The organism is Paenibacillus sp. PSB04, assembly GCF_025809195.1.
GTDB lineage: Bacteria > Bacillota > Bacilli > Paenibacillales > Paenibacillaceae > Paenibacillus_AQ > Paenibacillus_AQ favisporus.
Genome location: NZ_CP081301.1, coordinates 308,334 through 325,375 on the forward strand (window position 1 = coordinate 308,334; position 17,042 = coordinate 325,375).

Sequence of the window (17,042 nt, forward strand, 5' to 3'; positions counted from 1 at the left end):
CCGTGTTTGCCGCATCAGCCTGCCGGAGGGCAGGCTGGAATCGTAATACCGATGATCTTCACAGAAGCGGTATGGCTGTGTCATCTCTAAATTACGGAAGTATCCGTGCTAAGAGTAAGTATTTTCAGAGGACCAATATAAGGTTTCAAATGAGCGATACTCCGATCCCTTTAAATAATGACCGGCATCGGGTCGACCTTAAGCCGGTTTTCTTCGATCCAGCTACGCTCGTCGTTGAACAGGTACGCGCGGTGCACCAGCACCCGTACCGGCTGACCCGGCTGCAGCGTATCCTTCTCCAGCGAGCGGTACGTCATCAGCTTGTGGCTGCCGACTTCGACTTCCACCATCCACTCGCTCCCTCGGAAGTGCAGATGGCGCACGATGCCTTCCTCCGTTGCAGACAGCACCCGGAATTCGTCGGGCCCGCCGACTTCAATGTACTCCGGCCGGATGAGCGCCCGGGTGCCGCTGCCCCCGGCAGCTTCCTCGAAGCCTTTCAGCTCACGCGCATTCTCCACCACAGTGGACTCCCCGATAAAGGTCGCGACGAACGGCGTCTTCGGCTCCTTGTAAATATCCCACGGGGTGCCCTTTTGCTCCAGGCGTCCCTGATTAATGATCATAATTTCGTCGGCTACCTCGATCGCCTCGTCCTGGTCATGCGTCACGAAGATCGATGTGATACCCACCCGCTCGATCAGCTCCCTGAGCCAGGAGCGGAGCTCCTGCCGGATTTTGGCGTCGATCGCCGCAAACGGCTCATCCAGCAGCAACAGCTGCGGTTCCGGCGCGAGCGCCCGGGCAAAGGCGACCCGCTGACGCTGCCCGCCGGAGAGCTGCTGCGGATAACGCTTCTCAAAACCCGCCAGCCCGGTCAGCTCGACCAGCTCCATAACCCGGTCCTTGATCTGCGACTTCGGCGTTTTCTTCACTTTCAGGCCAAAAGCAATATTGTCGAACACCGTCATATGCTTAAACAGCGCGTAGTTCTGAAACACAAAGCCGATGCCCCGCTCCTGCGGCGGAAGCGCGTTGACCAGCTCTCCGTGGAAACGGATTTCCCCGCTGTCCGGCGTCTCCAGCCCCGCAAGCATTCGCAGAATCGATGTTTTGCCGCCGCCGCTCGGCCCGAGCAGACCGATCAGGTGGCCCTTTTCAATCCCAAAATGCACATCCTTTACGGCATGAAAATCACCAAAATGCTTGTTCAATCCGCGAACTTCCACATGCATATCAGCGCACTTCCCTTCTTTTTTTGGCCCATTCCATCAGGAGGAGCAGACTTACCGAAAAAGCAGCCAGAACCAGCGCAACGCTGTTGGCCGAAATAACATTGAAATTTTCCACGTCCTGGTATACCAGCGTCGTTGCCGTTTGGGTCCTGTTAATGATATTACCCGATACGACGAGCACCGCTCCGAACTCGCCCAGCGAGCGCGCCACCGTCAGCACGATGCCGTAAATAACCGCCCAGCGGATCGACGGCCACGTTACTTTCCAGAACGTCGTCCAACCGTAAGCCCCCAGCGTCGAGGCGGCTTCTTCCTGCTGAGCCCCGATCTCCTGCAGCACCGGCATCACCTCGCGCACCATGAGCGGAAAAGTGACGAACAGCGTAGCAATGACCATCCCCGGAAAGGCGTACACGATTTTAAAGCCAATATCTTCGAAAAAAGTCCCCACCGCGCTTCCCGGCCCCAGCAGGAGCACGATCATCAGCCCCCCAATCACGGGGGATACCGCATACGGCAGGTCGACGATGCTGTTCAGAAACCGCCGGAGCCCGCCGCTCATCCAGCTGCCGCGAACGAGATAGATAGCCATCATCATGCCGAGCAGCGTGTTCAGCACCGTCACAGTGACGACGATGAGCCCGGTCATCATCAGGGCGTGCAGCGCCTCAGGCCTTGCCAGGGCATCGCCCAGACCGCTCAAACCACCTTCGAAGGCACCCATGACCATTTTGCCGAGGGGAGCGATCAGCAGCAGGAAAAAGACCAGGTATGTCAGCGTAATCCACAGTTTCTTCATGCTCTCTTCCCCTTCGTCTGCACAAAATTCACGACCCAGAGTATGACAAAAGACAGCGTCAGCAGCAGAATCGACACGGCGGCGGCCCCGGCAGTATTGTCGCTCTCAACCTCCCCGTAAATAAACACGGAGGCGATCAGCGTCCGGCCCGGGATGTTGCCGGCCACGAGCACGACGGCCCCAAACTCCGCCAGCGCCCGGGAAAAGGCCAGCATTCCTCCGCTGAGCATACCCGGCAGCATGGACGGCAGCACGACTTGGAAAAAGATTTTGGTTCCCGAAGCGCCCAGCGTCCGCGCCGCCTCCTCCTCGGAAGGATCGATTTCCTCCAGCAGCGGCTGCACCGCGCGGATGACGAAAGGAAACGTGACGAACACCATGGCGATGACGATCGCCGGTTGATGGAACACGATTTCAAAGCCGAGCGCTTCGGCGGCTCCGCCGATCAGACTGCCCGGTCCGAGCAGAAGCAGAATCATGAGGCCCCCGACCGCGGTCGGCAGGGCAAACGGGAGATCCACCAGACTGTTCAGCAGCGATCTGCCCGGAAAACGGTAGCGGACGATCACCCAGCCGATCATCGTACCGATCAGAACGTTAATCATCGTGGCCACAAGGGCCAATTTCAGCGTAAGGAGCACGGATTTCCACGCGATCGGGTCTTTCACGCTTTCGGCAAAAGCGCTCCATCCCAGCGAGAACGAATGGTAATACACTCCCAGCAAAGGGAGCACGACCAGCAGTACAAAATAAAGAAGAACGGTGCTTCGAAAACCCCAGGTCCAGCCTTTATGTCGCAGCAGTGTATTCACTTGACCCCTCCCTGCCTCCGGGAATCGGCCCGGTCGGCGCTTGACGATTGATGATTTCCATTATAGATTAAATTATTCCTATTTGACTACTTGGTTTTTGCTTATCAGTACTTTACCAAAAACTGTCTCACACCGTCAATACAAAAATAGATTTATTTCCAGTCTCCGTTTACGCTGCAAAGAAAAGAGCCTGCACGAGTGCAGGCCCTGCATTTTTCAGTCCAGAACATTCGGCCCGTTTCGGGGCAAAGTCAAGGTCTAACCGTGATGATCCTTTGCCTCATCGAGACCGTCGGCGATGGAACTCCCAGCACTCCACTCTGTTATCGCTTCACCACGGACATATGGAGTTGATCGGCATGCGCAGTTCTTTTCGAACGTCTTTGGAAGGTTGCCAGGATGACGCCGCAAATAATCAACACCGATCCCGCAACTTGTATGTAGCTGATCGGCGTACCTAGAATGAAGTAGCCTGACACCATCGCAACAAATGGCTGTAAATTCAGAAACAGGGACGCGGTCGCGGCACCTACCTGGTGAATTTGAGCGTTCCAGACGACGGCGCATAATCCTTGGATAAGCAGCGCGGACCCAATTAAGACAAGCCACCATACATAGTGTGGACGAATCTCAGCATGCGGTTCGATCCAGATCGATACCGGGAGTACCGCAATAAAGCCCAGCATCGTAGAGTAAGCCGTTGCCACAAGCGGTTCGATGCGCTCTGTCAGCTTTTTCATGAGAACGACAGACCCTGAAAATGCCAGCATGCAAATCAGCATCCATCCAATCCCGGACGAGATGCGAAGCATAAAACCAGCGCCATTTACCACAACGAAAAAGACACCGGCAAAGGCGACGACCGACCCCATCGTCATCCGAAGCGTAAACGGTTCCTTTAGAAACAAGCGGGCAAACAGCGCAGTACAAATCGGTGATAACGATAATATCAATGAAGCCGTCGTCGCATCGACCGTGCACAGCCCCGTAAAGAAGGTGACTTGATGCAGCAGCATCCCCACTAGAGCATACGGTATGAAGTACACGGCATCCCGCAGCGAAACCCGCACCCATCGGCGGGTCACAATCAAATAAACGAGCAGGAACATCGAGGAGACGGCAAGTCGATAGGCCGATAGATGCAGCGCTGGAAATGCTTGCAGCAAAAGCGAGCCCAGTACAAAGTTGCTACCGTAGAGTGATGCGCAAAACAATAGAAGCAGATAGGATCGCAAACGATTCGCCTTCTTTCAAAAAAGTGGGTACGAAAAAAGCCTGCGGCAGCATGCCGCAGGCCTCGTTTTAGGCATATGAAACTTCGGGCACTGCACCCGGGTTATTTCGCCGGGATGTACGATTCGTCCAGGAAACTGCGGATCGCTTGGAAAGCCTGCATCCTGTTCTTCTCCAGCAGCACCATGTGCGTTCCTTCCCCAATCTCTACCCAGCGGCGATAAACGGCGCCGGTCAGTGACGTGAAAAAGTTTTGCGCCAAATCAAGAGGCACATCGATGTCCCATTCCGCGTGAACAAGAAGGACAGGCACCGTGATTTCCTTGGGCTCATAAAAAGCTCTGTTAGCCGTCCAGTATTCACGGATGTCCAGAATCGGCCCATTGGTCGCCCGGATATGTCCCGGATGGACGCTTTGGCTTCCCGGATCAGAAGCTAACGTTGCTTCGGTCCATTGTTCGAACCAGCCTTCCGGAATCAAATCGTTGCGTTTATCTTCAGGGGCGGCGCTTAACCAGCGTTCCTTCGTGCTTCCGACCGGGACGAGACGATAGGAGCCGAGCGGACCTCCGGTATCGATAGGGACCGGTTTCGTGCTCAGCCACTGAGGTGCGACCAGAATAAGCTTATTTACTTTATCGTTGTTTCGGCTCGTATATGCCCCAGCAACCGTTCCGCCCCAGGACATCCCCAGAACGTTGACCTTCGATAAATTTCGTTGTTTTAAAACGAAGTCTACCGCCGAGCCTAAGTCTCGAACTCCCGTTTCCGTGCGAACCAGCGGAGGGTTGGAGTCAGCGGGCTGCTCCATCTCCGGGGGTCTCGTCGAACCTCCGTAGCCGCGTACATCCACGGCATACACGTCGTAACCATGGCTTGCCAAATAGTCCAAGAACGTGAAACCATCCAATTCAACGTCATACAAACTGCCAATCGGATATGTGGCACCGTGAACCATGACAATCGTTTTCTCGTTCGTGAACGTGTTCATGGAAGCCGGACGTTTGTTGCGTACATAAAGTTCGATTCCGGACGTATCGCTGGGGATACGGTGGTCTTCGGTCAAAATCGGTGTATCGTGCCTAAAATCGTTTGTCGTCATGGTGTCAGCACCTTTCAATGTGATTAGGTAAATTTATTAGATGAATTCCCATTTGAATCCGTTGCCGTCACGAGTCACGTACCCCGCAGAACTCCCCGGAAAATGGGTACTGAAATAAATGATGGGCCGATCCGCGACATACTCCAATACCCTGCGCCGGGAAACGCGTGCTTGTTCCGTGAATTCGCAATACATGGAATTCCACTCGGGATGATATACCTGAAACGGATGGTGCATCACGTCAGCACCGAACAAAGCTTCTTCTCCGCCGGACGTGAGGCTGATCGACATTTGACCGATGCTATGGCCGGGAGTCGGAATAAATTTGAACATATCGAGGAACTCTCCCCCCTCTGGAGGAATTGTCTTCACCAGTCCAGCTTCGACGACAGGCAAAACGCTCTCTTCGTATGCGTTAAAGTTAGGTTCGTTTTCTTTATTATGGCTGGCCGGGCTGGAGTAATATTGTTGTTCCGAAAGCGGAAATACATAGGTGGCGTTCGGGAACGTCGGTACCCAATTACCGCCTGCAAGCCTTGTATTCCAGCCGACATGATCCACATGCAAATGCGTCAACAGGACATAGTCCACGTCTTCCGGCGTAACCCCCGCCTCCAGGAGACGATCAAGATACGGCAGCTTTAGATTGGACAATTCCGGATTATACGGAAGATTTTTATCATTTCCCGTGGCTGTATCTATAAGGATCGTATGGTCCGGAGTCTTCACGACCCAAGTTCCAATACTAACGACAAGCTGAGAATCCCCGTCGATTAGGCCGGCGGGAAGGGTATCCCGATTCTTTTCCAGAAACGCCGGGTCCCACGAGCCCGCAAAATAAATTTCCGGCGGGACGCCGCTCAGCGTCATTTCCGTGACACGGGTTACGGTTGCGTCGCCTACTTGATAGACTTTGTTCATTTGAAATCCTCCGGTTTTCTTTCTAAATCGTAGATCGTTCGAGACAACTATTATAATGGGATCTGAAAGCATCCCAAAAATTTCGCTCAATATGGAAATGGTTGAAGGAATTCGTAAATACCCGGGTATGAGACTGCACATCAACCTTGATATAATAGTAGTTCTTAAACCCTGATATTTCAACGGTTTTACAGCGTAATTCGCTCTGCTTCAAAGTGCTTGATACCACTGCAAATATCCGATATGATACACGTAAAAATTACGTTTACAGCGAAATTTTCAGTTGAGGGGGACTTCAGATGAATTCAATCGGCGATACCATTCGAAATACGAGAAAAAAACAAAAATTGACGCTCAAAGAGGTTTCCACCATGGCCTCCATCTCTTTGTCTTTTCTCAGTGAAATCGAACGCGACAAAGTGAATCCATCCCTAAGCGTTCTCAAGCGTATAGCAAACGCTCTGGGTGTGAATTTTACCGATCTGTTTGGCGAGGAGAAACGAAGCATCGTCATCAGAAAAAACGAACGAAAACCTCTCGTTCACTCCGAGGGTTCCAGAATAACTTGGTATGCTCTCAGTCATGGAAGCGGCAATAAGATGGGACCGATTTGGGGAGTTCTCGAAAAAGGCGCAACATCAGGGGACGTCAGCGTTGGCCATCCCGAAGGGGAAGAGTTTCTTTATATCCATACCGGACGATTGGAGTTCATCCTTGGAAATGAACGGTTCACGCTCGAAGAAGGCGATAGCATTTATTACGATGCCCGAACGCCGCATAGTTACAAAAATATCGCCGAGGGGGAGACGCTGCTGATTGCCGTTCCCTCTCCAGCTTCTTTCTAGATTAACTTTATCCTTTGGAGGAATAGGCCCGCCCGTTCATTGTGATTAGGGCGCAGCAGCTGTATCATAGGCTTATAACATGTCCAATATTAGGTAAAATACACTTTAGGAAAGGAGACATACGACATGCTGCATACCCTTGAATTAAGTACGGCGTCACGGGACGAAATGAGGGATATTACCCGCGAGATTATCTCGCTGGTTCATCAAAGCGGGGTCAAGGAGGGGACGGTGCTGATTTACTGCCCGCACACGACCGCCGGCATCGCCATTAATGAAAACGCCGATCCGGACGTGAAGCATGATGTGCTGCTGCGTTTGGATGAGGTGTATCCGTGGGAGCATCCAAAATACCGCCACGCTGAAGGCAACACGGCTTCCCATTTGAAGTCGATCACCTGCGGACCTTCGCAGACCGTGATCATTACGGAAGGTGAGCTGCTGCTCGGACGCTGGCAGGGGATTTATTTTTGCGAGTTCGACGGGCCGCGCCGCAGACAATACCATGTAAAAATTATGGAGGGATAAGGAAGCCCGCCGTATCCCCAAAAGCACGCATGACAAAACAGGTGTCGGGGTGTGAGGCATTTCTGCATGCCCTCCCCTTCACCTTATTTTTTTCAGCTGCGCTCACACTCGCCACAGCATTTATACGTTGGCGCAATACCAATTCACCGTTATAAAGTAAGTATCTAAAAAAATTACCGCAGACTGCGGCAGCATATCTTCACATGCGTGATGGCCGCGGGTTTGATCTCCTCAAAAGTCACGCGATCCTGGATGTAATACGATATGAATCCGTGCATGGACAAAAATAACGTTAACGGCAGATTGCGGCAATGATCGGGGCCGTGCTCCTCCTCGTTCATGTAACGGCGCACCATGGAGGCAAACAATTCGAAGCAGCGCCCCTGCTCAGAACGGCAGTAGGACAGCAGTTCTTCGTCCCGGATCATGAACATGATCTCATACTGATAAGGATGGTCCAGGCCGAAACGGATGAACTCCAGCATGAGCTGTTCCACCTTGGTCAAGTCCTGGGTCGGAGCGACCTTGAGCACCTTATTCAGCTGTACAGCGAGATTGTTGAAATCCTCAACCACGATGGCGTAGAACAATTCTGCCTTTTCCTTGAAATGATAGTATAAGGAACCATGACTGTAACCTAAATGCTGACCAATACTGCGCATAGAAATGGCCCGGTATCCCTTGGTCACAAACAAATGCCTGGCCGCTTCCAGAATCCTCTCCCTCGACAACTCCTGTTCCACTGCTCTTCTTGCCATAGACCTTATTCCCCTTCAATAAAATAAAGCTTTTCGCCCTCCGTAATCAGGGATTGCCCCTGCGTCAAATCCACCATCCACGACATAAACGTCTCCGCTTCGCGGTCTTCCGGCAGGCACGTCAGCCGCACCTTATCCGTAAACACCGTTTCCCCCATTCGGACCTCACGGCCCCGGAGCTCGTTCTCGACCTTCCCCAGCCAGGTATAGTCGATTTCAACAAAAATCTCGCGGTGAAGCACGCGCGTAATCGCTTCCCCCGCTTCAATCGCCGCCACAGCACCGTCCGTGTATGCCCGGATCAGTCCTCCCGCCCCCAGCATGATGCCGCCGAAGTACCGGGTCACGACGATCGCCACATTTTTCAACCCTTGATTGCGGATCACCTCGAGAATCGGCTTGCCGGCCGTTCCGCTCGGCTCCCCGTCATCCGACTGCTTCTGGATTTCATCCCTCTCCCCGATCATGTAGGCGGAGCAGTTATGCGTGGCATTCCAGTGCAGCTTCTTGATCTCTTCAATAAAAGCGTTTGCATCATCTTCGCTGTCCACCGGTTTCACATGGCCGATAAAACGGGACTTCTTAATGACAATTTCCTTGGATCCCGCCCCCCGGACGGTTCGATAGCGATCAATCATGTTCATGCCCTTTCTTATTTGCCAAGAAAGCAGTCCCCCGCTGTTGATTAACCGGTGAACTGCTTCCCTAGCTTTGTATGTCTATTCAAAAGTTGCTGATGTTATTCTTATTCGGACAGTCTTGCTTCCAGCTTCGCTTTTTCTTCCTCATAGCCCGGTTTGCCGAGCAAAGCGAACATGTTCTTCTTATAGGCTTCCACGCCAGGCTGGTCAAACGGATTGACGCCAAGCAGATAGCCGCTGATACCGCACGCCTTTTCAAAGAAGTACACCAGATATCCGAAGGAATACGGAGTCATATCCGGTACAGTTACGATCAAGTTAGGAACCTGTCCGTCTGTATGTGCCAACATCGTGCCTTGGAAGGCCTTTTTGTTGACGAAATCCATCGTTTTGCCAGCCAGGAAGTTCAGGCCGTCCAAATCGTCCGGATCGCTTTCGATCGTAATTTGCTTCGCTACATTGTCCACCTGGATGACGGTTTCGAAAATGTTGCGGCTGCCTTCCTGAACGAATTGTCCCATGGAGTGCAGATCGGTCGAGAAGTCGACGGATGCCGGATAAATGCCTTTGTAGTCCTTGCCTTCACTTTCGCCGTACAGCTGTTTCCACCACTCGGATACGAAATGAAGAGAAGGCTCGTAGTTCACGAGAATCTCGATGGCTTTGCCTTTGCGGTACAGTGCGTTACGCACGGCAGCGTATTGGTAGCTGAGGTTCTCATGCACGTTCGGGTTGCTGAATTCCTTGGAAGCGTCAGCGGCACCCTGCATCATCTCTTCGATGTTGATTCCGGCAGTAGCAATTGGCAGCAGGCCAACTGCAGTCAGTACGGAATATCTTCCGCCCACGTCGTCCGGAATGATAAAGGACTCATAGCCTTCTTCATTCGCAAGCTTCTTGAGGGCTCCTCTTTCCTTGTCGGTTGTTGCATAGATACGCTTGCGGGCTTCTTCCTTGCCGTATTTCTTCTCCAGCTCGGCTTTGAAAATACGGAATGCAATCGCAGGCTCCGTCGTTGTGCCGGACTTGGAAATGACGTTCACGGAGAAGTCCTTGCCTTCGATCAGATCGAGCAAATGCGCCACGTAAGTGGAGCTGATGTTGTTGCCGGCGAAATAAACTTCAGGCGTCTTGCGCTTGTCCTTTGGTAAAACATTATAGAAGGAATGGGACAGAGCTTCAATCGCGGCGCGTGCGCCGAGGTAAGATCCGCCGATTCCGATGACGATCAGAACGTCAGAATCGCTTTGGATTTTCGCTGCTGCTTTCTGGATGCGTGCAAATTCTTCCTTGTCGTATTGGGTAGGAAGATCGATCCATCCCAAGAAGTCAGAACCTACGCCTGTCTTGTTATGAAGCTGCTCGTGAGCGAGTCGGATCGGCTCTGCCAGATAATCCACTTCGTGCTGACCGATAAAGGAGAGCGCCTTACTGTAATCGAAATTTAATTTGGTAGACATATCTAATGTAAACCTCCTAGTTTGGCTTCATCTCTATTCTATTTACGCTCCGAAAAAAACAGCTTTAGAATAGGATACTGTAATTTCACTGCATTTGGCAAGGACAATATGAAGCTTATCCACCCACAATTTCACTTCTCCCCCCATGGATTGTCGCATGGCCTCATGGTAAACTTAATGAATGCTTATATCTCACAGGAAAAGGTGATTCTCATGAAAAAAATAGGCTTCATCGGACTGGGCACCATGGGAGCGCCCATGGCTTCCAATTTGTTAAAACAAGGTTACGAGGTAACCGTCTATAACCGCACGGCTTCCAAGGCCGAAGCGCTTGTCCGGGAAGGCGCGTCCCAAGCCGCCACTCCTGCCGAAGCGGCCTCAGGACAGGATGCGGTCATCACAATGGTCAGTAATGACGATTCCATTCGCGAGGTGTTTTACGGCGAAGACGGCATTCTGAAAACGCTGGCTCAAGGCACCACCGTCATTGACAGCAGCACCATCTCCCCGGGGCTCGTCAAAGAGCTGGCCGCCGAGGTTCACAAGCTCGGAGCCCATTTCCTCGACGCACCGGTTACCGGCAGCAAGCCGGCGGCCATCGACGGCACACTCGTTTTTATGGTCGGCGGAGAAGTTTCCGTGCTGGAAGCCGCATCCGGCCTGTTTGATACGCTGGGCAAGAAGGTCATCCATATGGGACCAAGCGGCAGCGGTTCCGTTGCCAAGCTCGCCCATAACACGATGGTCGGCATCAACAACCTGGCCTTGGCGGAAGGCTTCGCCATCGCCGCCAAATCCGGCATTCCTGCCGACAGCTTCCTCGAGCTGGTGCAGCTCGGTTCGGCCGGCAGCAAGGCCGCGGACCTGAAAGGCCGGAAGATCATCGACCACGACTTCAGCAACCAGTTCTCCCTTGCGCTGATGCTCAAAGACTTGAAGCTTGCCTCCTCCCTCACCGACGCCACCGGCGTACCGTCCCCGATGCTGAACCTGGCAAAAAGCCTGTTTCAAGCCGGGCAGACGCAGGGCTTTGGAGATGAGGACCTGTCCGCTGTCGTCAAATGCTATGAAGCATGGATCGGACAGACGATCGGCGGCAAGCCGCTGCAATAATGGACAGGCTCCTTCCATATACAGCCATAGGTTGAATGGAACGGCTCCAAATTATGCAGAAAAAATGAGTTTACCGGAGAGAAAAGGGTAAGTCCGCCAGATGACGGACTTACCCTTTTTCGTTACTCCGCCGGGTAGGAGCAGCAGTAATCGGTTACGCTGAACACTTCCAGAGCGAATTTGGAATGGGCAGGCATGTGAAACGTGTGTGCTCCCTGAATTTCTTGCCAGGATTCTTCACCGGGAAGAAGGACCTTCAGGTGACCGGACAGGATTTCCATAATTTCAGGACCGTCCGTCCCAAATTCATACGTGCCCGGAAGCATAATTCCGAGCGTAACCTTGCTACCATCTTCCAGAATGACGGTGCGGCTGGTCACCTGGCCGTCATAATAGACGTTGGCTGCTTTGACGATGGTGGCATTGCTGAACTGCGACATGTGCTCACTGCTCCTTTTGAACTCAAAATATGAATTAAACGGCTATGACCTTACAGCAGCCCTTTGACACGGCTGACTACATTGTCCACCGTAAATCCGTATTCTTCGATGACGCGGTTGCCAGGAGCGGATGCGCCAAAGATGGAGATGCCGAGAATGTCGCCTTTGTCGCCGACATAGCGTTCCCAACCGAATGGCGAAGCCATTTCGATGGCAAGACGTGCTTTGACGTCAGGCAGCAGGACGGAATCTTTGTAAGCTTGATCTTGTTTTTCGAACAGATCCCAGCTTGGCATGCTGATGACGCGAACTTCGATGCCCTCTTTGGACAGCGCTTCGGCGGCTTTCACAGCCAGCTGTACTTCGGAACCCGTTGCGATGATTTGCGCTTGAGGTTTGCCGTTCTTCGCGTCAGCTACTACATAAGCACCGCGCTTGATGCCTTCGCGTGCACCCTCAGCCGTAGCGGCCAGGATTGGCAGGTTTTGACGCGTCAATACGAGCGCTACCGGGTTCTCTTTATTTTCAACGGTGTAAGCCCAGGCAGCCGATGTTTCGTTGGCGTCAGCCGGACGGATCACAGTCAATCCAGGAATGATGCGCAGCGATGCCAGCTGTTCGATCGGTTCATGGGTAGGACCGTCTTCACCAACCGCAATACTGTCATGAGTCAGAACATAAGTGACAGGCAGTTTCATAATGGAAGCCAGACGAACCGCCGGACGCAGGTAGTCGGTAAATACGAAGAACGTACCGCCGAATACTTTCACTCCGCCATGCAGCGTCATGCCGTTCATTACTGCAGCCATCGCGAATTCGCGTACACCGAAGTAGATGTTGCGGCCTTCGCGGCTGTCAGGCGTGAAGTTGGCCAGGTTGTTCAGGTGAGTCATCGTGGAGCTTTCCAGGTCGGCGGATCCGCCCAGCAGCTGTGGTACGCCGCCTGTAAGACCGTTCAGGGCGTTACCGGAAGCAACGCGTGTCGATACGGCTTTGTCTTCCACGGAATACTTCGGAAGGTCTTTATCCCATCCTTCAGCAAGGTCGCCGGCAACAGCCTTTTCGAATTGAGCGGCCAGTTCAGGATAAGCTTTCTTGTAAGCTTCGAACTGCTCATTCCATTCTTTGTTGACTTTCACGCCGTGTTCTTTCACTTTCGCGAAATGAGCGCGAACTTCTTCAGGCACGTAGAAGTCTTCTTCGTATACCCATTTGTAGAATTCTTTGGTCAGCTTGGCTTCTTCCGCACCCAGCGGGGATCCGTGAGTACCGCCATGGCCGCCTTTACCTTGTTTGTTCGGGCTTCCGTAACCGATGATGGTTTTCACTTCGATCAGGGTCGGTTTGCTCGTTTCGGCTTGCGCTTCCGCAATGGCTTTCTCGATGGCCGGAAGATCGTTGCCGTCTTCCACGCGCAGCACTTGCCATCCGTAGGCTTCGAAACGCTTCTGTACGTTTTCGGAGAAGGACAGGTTAAGTTTACCGTCGAGGGAAATGTCATTGGAATCGTACAGCATGATCAGCTTGCCGAGCTGTTGATGGCCCGCCAAAGAAGCAGCCTCATGCGAGATACCTTCCATCAGGTCGCCGTCGCCGCAGATCGCGTACGTATAGTGGTCAACCACTTTGTAGTTGTCTTTGTTGTAAGTTGCAGCCAGCTGTGCTTCTGCCATTGCCATACCAACCGCCATAGCCACGCCTTGTCCAAGAGGACCTGTCGTTGCGTCAACGCCAGCGGTGTGACCGAACTCTGGGTGACCTGGAGTCAGGCTTCCCCATTGACGGAATTGTTTCAGTTCTTCCATTGGAAGATCGTATCCGCTCAGGTGAAGCAGGCTGTACAGCAGCATAGAGCCGTGCCCAGCGGAGAGAACAAAACGGTCGCGGTTAATCCAAGTCGGATTCTCCGGATTGTGGTTCATCGTCTTTGCGAACAGCTGGTATCCCATTGGTGCAGAGCCCATCGGCATACCCGGATGTCCGGAGTTGGCTTTCTCGATCGCATCGATCGCGAGGGTACGGATCGTCGTAATCGACAGATTATCGATGGTCGCGTTCTCGGCCTTGTCAATCGCTTGATTCTTGTCAGTCATGGTTATCCTCCTCAGTATTTCTGGGAAATTAACATGAAGCGGGCACACTTGAAAGCACGGAAAAACCCGGCGGCTTAGAAGAACATCCGCTTGAATGTTTCATTTTGACTTATTATAACACTTGCCTTTCTTCTTTTCCATAACCTTTATCACCATTCCCCATGAAGAAGGTCATTATGCGGAGCAAATCAGATCGGATAAAGGGGCAGCGGATCCCGCCCGAAGCCAAGAGCCGGGCGGAATTGAGCGAAGTCTCGCCCTCCCTCGGTCTGGCAATAGTTTCAAACTTTTTTCATGTACCTCAGGGGGTTGACGCGCCCTTCCATCTATGACCCGCACGGTCCGGTCCTGAAACAGCAAAAACCATTGGAAACAGCCGTTTCTTCGAGTATGATAGTTCGTAACTCAACTGCATGTAACCGAGGTGAAAACGTCAAATGAACGGAAATACGCACATTCTGGTCGTGGAAGACGACAACGACATCAGCCGCCTGCTCTGCAGCATCGTCCGCCGCAGCGGATATACCGCACAGCCCGCTTTTTCCGGAACCGAGGCCCTCATTTATTTGAAGCAGCAGCCCTGGGACATGGTCCTTCTGGATTTGATGCTTCCCGGCTTATCCGGCGAGGAAGTTCTGAACGAAGTTCGGGAACACGGCGCTCCGCCGGTGATGATCATTTCCGCCAAGGGCGACCAGTCCGGAAAGATCGCCGCCCTCCGCGGCGGTGCCGACGACTATATCACGAAGCCGTTCGACATCGAGGAAGTATCTGCACGCATCGACTCGCATCTTAGACGGGTCCATCGTGCCGCGAACTCCGCCAAGCCGGTTATATATTCGCATAAAAATTTGCTGCTCGACCCGGAAGCCAAAACCGTACACGCCGACGGCGAGCCGATTTCCCTGACCGCCCGCGAATTCGATATCCTCCACCTGCTCATGGCATCGCCCAAAAAGGTATTTTCCAAATCCAATCTGTATGAAAGCATCTGGGGCGAGGAGTTTCTCGGGGATGACAATACCGTCAACGTACATATGAGCAATCTGCGCAGCAAACTGGCCAAGGCTTGCCCCGGCGAGGAATGGATCGAAACCGTCTGGGGGATCGGCTACCGGCTAAAGCCGTGAGAAGCCGTGAGAAGCAGGTGGAGCTTAGGTCCGCTGCCTTTTAGGGCTGTACAGCCGAATCCTTCAACAGCATAGCGTTATCCGCTACAGTCTTGTACCGGCCGCAGTCGGCTCTTCAGACTTAAGCCTTTCTTAAGAATTGCCTTAAACTTCTCTTACGCTTTCCGGAATACACTGAGCCTATCACTGGAGGGAGGCTGATGAGAAAACCATGAGCGAATATGTTCTTCGCACCACCAATCTCACCAAAACGTTCAAAAACGGCATCGCTTTGGATAAGGTGAATCTCTCGATCAAACGGGGATCCATTTACGGATTCATCGGGCAAAACGGAGCCGGCAAATCCACGCTCATCCGCATCGCCGCGGGGCTGGCCTTTCCGACGGAAGGCTCAGTGGAGCTGTTCGGATACAGCGGTCCTTCGGAAACAAACGAGGCGCGCAAACGCATCGGGTCGATCATTGAAAGTCCGGCGCTGTTCCCGCAAATGACTGCGGAGGAGAACGTCGAAGCCAACCGGCTTCTGCGGGGCATTCCCGGAAAAGATATCGTCAAGCGATCGCTCGAACTGGTGGGCCTGGAAGGAACCGGTCGGAAAAAGGCGAAAAACTTCTCGCTGGGCATGAAGCAGCGTCTGGGCCTGGCGATCGCCCTGCTGGGTGATCCGGAATTTCTCATTCTGGACGAGCCCACCAATGGGCTTGACCCTATGGGCGTCGTCGAAATGCGCGAACTGCTCAAGCGGCTGAATCAGGAACGACGGATCACCATCCTGATTTCCAGCCATATTTTAAGCGAGCTGCATCTGCTGGCCACCCATTACGGCATCATTCACCGCGGCGTCCTGCTTGAGGAGCTGACGGCCAAGGAACTGCAGGAGAAATGCCGGCAGTTCATTCATATCAAAGTCAACGACCCCGCCGCGGCGGCATCGGTCCTGCAGAACCGTCTGGACACCACGGAATTCGAGGTCATGCCGGACGGGTCCATCCAGCTCTACGATCATTTGGAGCATCCCGGGCGCGTATCGACCGCATTAGCCGCATCCGGCCTGGAGATCGAGCAGTTTATGCCGAAAGGCGAAGACCTGGAGACGTTTTTCACGAAAAGGATCGGAGGTTTGCAGCCATGAGCAACGTCATCAAAGCGGAATGGTTCAAGCTGCGTAAGGACCTCTCGTTCCGGACCCTGCTCCTGTGCATTGCGGCGGCCGCCATCGTGTATCCTCTGCTCGTCATCATGGACCATACCGCCGGCGAGCCGGAAGTCACGAGCCTGGAGTTTATGCAAAATGTGCTGGCCGGCAACGCCTATGTGCTGAAGTTTTCCGCCGCCCTGCTGGCCGGTTTCTTTATTTCCAGCGAATATTCGACCGGCGTCATGAAATGCATCGCCTCTTCCGGCAACAGCCGGATCCGGCTGTTCACCGCAAAGCTGCTGGTCTTCACCGTTGGTACGGCCTTGCTTGCGCTCACCCTGCCTGTGGTAGCGACAGCCGTGATGGTGATCGCAAATGGGGATGCGGGATCGTTACCGCTGCCTTTTGTACTGCGAGCCCTGGGATTTACCGTACTCTATGCGGCCGGATTCGCCGGCATTGCCGCCTTGTTTTCAACCTTGCTGACCGACAGCGGCAAATCGATCGGCTTCCTGTTTATCCTGTTCCTGCTGGCTGATTCCCTGCTCGCCGGAGCCGGAGGATTCATTCCCTTCATCGGCACGCTGTACGACTACTCCATCTTCAAACTGGTCAACAACGTGCCGATCATGGAACGAAGCGGTGGACAACTCAGCGCCATGGTCGTGGTTCCGGTCGTTTGGTTCCTGATGTTTGGAGCTTTGGGCATTCTGGCCTTCCGGAAGAAGGAGATTAAGTAAGAAGCAGCCCCATACCAACAATGAGCTGCAAGGTAGTGAATCTATTTTCGCGGG

17 protein-coding genes are annotated in these 17,042 nt (G+C 53.2%); 6 read left to right on the forward strand and 11 right to left on the reverse strand.

From position 1 onward, the window contains the following. Positions 1 to 170 precede the first annotated feature (170 nt). The 6 genes from K2F33_RS01620 to K2F33_RS01645 form a co-directional block, all read right to left on the reverse strand. On the reverse strand, positions 171 to 1,235 hold the full coding sequence (locus tag K2F33_RS01620) for a sulfate/molybdate ABC transporter ATP-binding protein (protein ID WP_076173434.1): 1,065 nt from the start codon (positions 1,233 to 1,235) through the stop codon (positions 171 to 173). A 1-nt stretch (position 1,236) separates the two neighbouring features. Beyond that, positions 1,237 to 2,034, reverse strand: a complete 798-nt coding sequence (locus tag K2F33_RS01625; RefSeq protein ID WP_089545541.1) for a sulfate ABC transporter permease subunit — start codon at positions 2,032 to 2,034, stop codon at positions 1,237 to 1,239. Further along, a complete protein-coding gene (gene cysT, locus K2F33_RS01630; protein ID WP_076173436.1) occupies positions 2,031 to 2,846 on the reverse strand; it encodes a sulfate ABC transporter permease subunit CysT in 816 nt (271 codons plus the stop codon). Before cysT ends, K2F33_RS01625 begins: the two co-directional genes overlap by 4 nt. A gap of 323 nt (positions 2,847 to 3,169) precedes the next feature. After that, on the reverse strand, positions 3,170 to 4,081 hold the full coding sequence (locus tag K2F33_RS01635) for a DMT family transporter (RefSeq protein ID WP_263880851.1): 912 nt from the start codon (positions 4,079 to 4,081) through the stop codon (positions 3,170 to 3,172). Positions 4,082 to 4,182: 101 nt separating this feature from the next. After that, entirely contained in the window at positions 4,183 to 5,181 is a 999-nt protein-coding gene (locus K2F33_RS01640; protein WP_263880852.1) for an alpha/beta hydrolase, read from the reverse strand. A gap of 36 nt (positions 5,182 to 5,217) precedes the next feature. After that, positions 5,218 to 6,102 carry an MBL fold metallo-hydrolase gene (locus K2F33_RS01645; protein ID WP_263880853.1) on the reverse strand — a complete coding sequence of 295 codons (885 nt, stop codon included), beginning with the start codon at positions 6,100 to 6,102 and terminating at the stop codon, positions 5,218 to 5,220. A 299-nt stretch (positions 6,103 to 6,401) separates the two neighbouring features. On the opposite strand from K2F33_RS01645, the gene K2F33_RS01650 reads away from it, so the two are divergent. Further along, entirely contained in the window at positions 6,402 to 6,947 is a 546-nt protein-coding gene (locus K2F33_RS01650) for a helix-turn-helix domain-containing protein (protein WP_089545537.1), read from the forward strand. A 126-nt stretch (positions 6,948 to 7,073) separates the two neighbouring features. Then, entirely contained in the window at positions 7,074 to 7,475 is a 402-nt protein-coding gene (locus K2F33_RS01655) for a secondary thiamine-phosphate synthase enzyme YjbQ (protein WP_089545536.1), read from the forward strand. A gap of 173 nt (positions 7,476 to 7,648) precedes the next feature. On the opposite strand, the gene K2F33_RS01660 is transcribed toward K2F33_RS01655, so the two are convergent. The 3 genes from K2F33_RS01660 to K2F33_RS01670 form a co-directional block, all read right to left on the reverse strand. Then, entirely contained in the window at positions 7,649 to 8,233 is a 585-nt protein-coding gene (locus K2F33_RS01660) for a TetR/AcrR family transcriptional regulator (protein ID WP_076173442.1), read from the reverse strand. Between the two features lie 5 nt (positions 8,234 to 8,238). Continuing rightward, positions 8,239 to 8,871: a YigZ family protein gene (locus K2F33_RS01665; RefSeq protein WP_076173443.1), complete on the reverse strand. Its 633-nt coding sequence runs from the start codon at positions 8,869 to 8,871 to the stop codon at positions 8,239 to 8,241. A gap of 107 nt (positions 8,872 to 8,978) precedes the next feature. After that, on the reverse strand, positions 8,979 to 10,334 hold the full coding sequence (locus K2F33_RS01670; RefSeq protein ID WP_076173444.1) for a glucose-6-phosphate isomerase: 1,356 nt from the start codon (positions 10,332 to 10,334) through the stop codon (positions 8,979 to 8,981). A gap of 213 nt (positions 10,335 to 10,547) precedes the next feature. Here K2F33_RS01670 and K2F33_RS01675 point away from each other — a divergent pair, with 213 nt between their 5' ends. Continuing rightward, positions 10,548 to 11,447, forward strand: a complete 900-nt coding sequence (locus K2F33_RS01675) for an NAD(P)-dependent oxidoreductase (RefSeq protein ID WP_263880854.1) — start codon at positions 10,548 to 10,550, stop codon at positions 11,445 to 11,447. A 122-nt stretch (positions 11,448 to 11,569) separates the two neighbouring features. On the opposite strand, the gene K2F33_RS01680 is transcribed toward K2F33_RS01675, so the two are convergent. Both K2F33_RS01680 and tkt read right to left on the reverse strand, forming a co-directional pair. Beyond that, positions 11,570 to 11,887, reverse strand: coding sequence for a pyrimidine/purine nucleoside phosphorylase (locus K2F33_RS01680; protein ID WP_263880855.1), 318 nt, complete (start codon positions 11,885 to 11,887; stop codon positions 11,570 to 11,572). 50 nt (positions 11,888 to 11,937) lie between these two features. Continuing rightward, entirely contained in the window at positions 11,938 to 13,980 is a 2,043-nt protein-coding gene (tkt, locus tag K2F33_RS01685; protein ID WP_145136815.1) for a transketolase, read from the reverse strand. A 437-nt stretch (positions 13,981 to 14,417) separates the two neighbouring features. On the opposite strand from tkt, the gene K2F33_RS01690 reads away from it, so the two are divergent. The 3 genes from K2F33_RS01690 to K2F33_RS01700 all read left to right on the forward strand — a co-directional run bounded on the left by K2F33_RS01690 (position 14,418) and on the right by K2F33_RS01700 (position 16,988). Then, positions 14,418 to 15,110 carry a response regulator transcription factor gene (locus K2F33_RS01690; RefSeq protein WP_076173448.1) on the forward strand — a complete coding sequence of 231 codons (693 nt, stop codon included), beginning with the start codon at positions 14,418 to 14,420 and terminating at the stop codon, positions 15,108 to 15,110. A gap of 211 nt (positions 15,111 to 15,321) precedes the next feature. Continuing rightward, positions 15,322 to 16,242 carry an ATP-binding cassette domain-containing protein gene (locus K2F33_RS01695; protein WP_089545533.1) on the forward strand — a complete coding sequence of 307 codons (921 nt, stop codon included), beginning with the start codon at positions 15,322 to 15,324 and terminating at the stop codon, positions 16,240 to 16,242. Beyond that, entirely contained in the window at positions 16,239 to 16,988 is a 750-nt protein-coding gene (locus K2F33_RS01700; RefSeq protein ID WP_212982508.1) for an ABC transporter permease, read from the forward strand. Before K2F33_RS01695 ends, K2F33_RS01700 begins: the two co-directional genes overlap by 4 nt. Positions 16,989 to 17,042: the final 54 nt, after the last annotated feature.

Excerpts from the sequence above, each read along its gene's own strand:
- K2F33_RS01620 (WP_076173434.1), bottom strand. The coding sequence starts at position 1,235 with ATGCATGTGGAAGTTCGCGGATTGAACAAGCATTTTGGTGATTTTCAT.
- K2F33_RS01625 (WP_089545541.1), bottom strand. The coding sequence starts at position 2,034 with ATGAAGAAACTGTGGATTACGCTGACATACCTGGTCTTTTTCCTGCTG.
- K2F33_RS01640 (WP_263880852.1), bottom strand. The coding sequence starts at position 5,181 with ATGACGACAAACGATTTTAGGCACGATACACCGATTTTGACCGAAGAC.
- K2F33_RS01645 (WP_263880853.1), bottom strand. The coding sequence starts at position 6,102 with ATGAACAAAGTCTATCAAGTAGGCGACGCAACCGTAACCCGTGTCACG.
- K2F33_RS01650 (WP_089545537.1), top strand. The coding sequence starts at position 6,402 with ATGAATTCAATCGGCGATACCATTCGAAATACGAGAAAAAAACAAAAA.
- K2F33_RS01655 (WP_089545536.1), top strand. The coding sequence starts at position 7,074 with ATGCTGCATACCCTTGAATTAAGTACGGCGTCACGGGACGAAATGAGG.
- K2F33_RS01660 (WP_076173442.1), bottom strand. The coding sequence starts at position 8,233 with ATGGCAAGAAGAGCAGTGGAACAGGAGTTGTCGAGGGAGAGGATTCTG.
- K2F33_RS01665 (WP_076173443.1), bottom strand. The coding sequence starts at position 8,871 with ATGATTGATCGCTATCGAACCGTCCGGGGGGCGGGATCCAAGGAAATT.
- K2F33_RS01670 (WP_076173444.1), bottom strand. The coding sequence starts at position 10,334 with ATGTCTACCAAATTAAATTTCGATTACAGTAAGGCGCTCTCCTTTATC.
- K2F33_RS01675 (WP_263880854.1), top strand. The coding sequence starts at position 10,548 with ATGAAAAAAATAGGCTTCATCGGACTGGGCACCATGGGAGCGCCCATG.
- K2F33_RS01680 (WP_263880855.1), bottom strand. The coding sequence starts at position 11,887 with ATGTCGCAGTTCAGCAATGCCACCATCGTCAAAGCAGCCAACGTCTAT.
- tkt (WP_145136815.1), bottom strand. The coding sequence starts at position 13,980 with ATGACTGACAAGAATCAAGCGATTGACAAGGCCGAGAACGCGACCATC.
- K2F33_RS01690 (WP_076173448.1), top strand. The coding sequence starts at position 14,418 with ATGAACGGAAATACGCACATTCTGGTCGTGGAAGACGACAACGACATC.
- K2F33_RS01695 (WP_089545533.1), top strand. The coding sequence starts at position 15,322 with ATGAGCGAATATGTTCTTCGCACCACCAATCTCACCAAAACGTTCAAA.
- K2F33_RS01700 (WP_212982508.1), top strand. The coding sequence starts at position 16,239 with ATGAGCAACGTCATCAAAGCGGAATGGTTCAAGCTGCGTAAGGACCTC.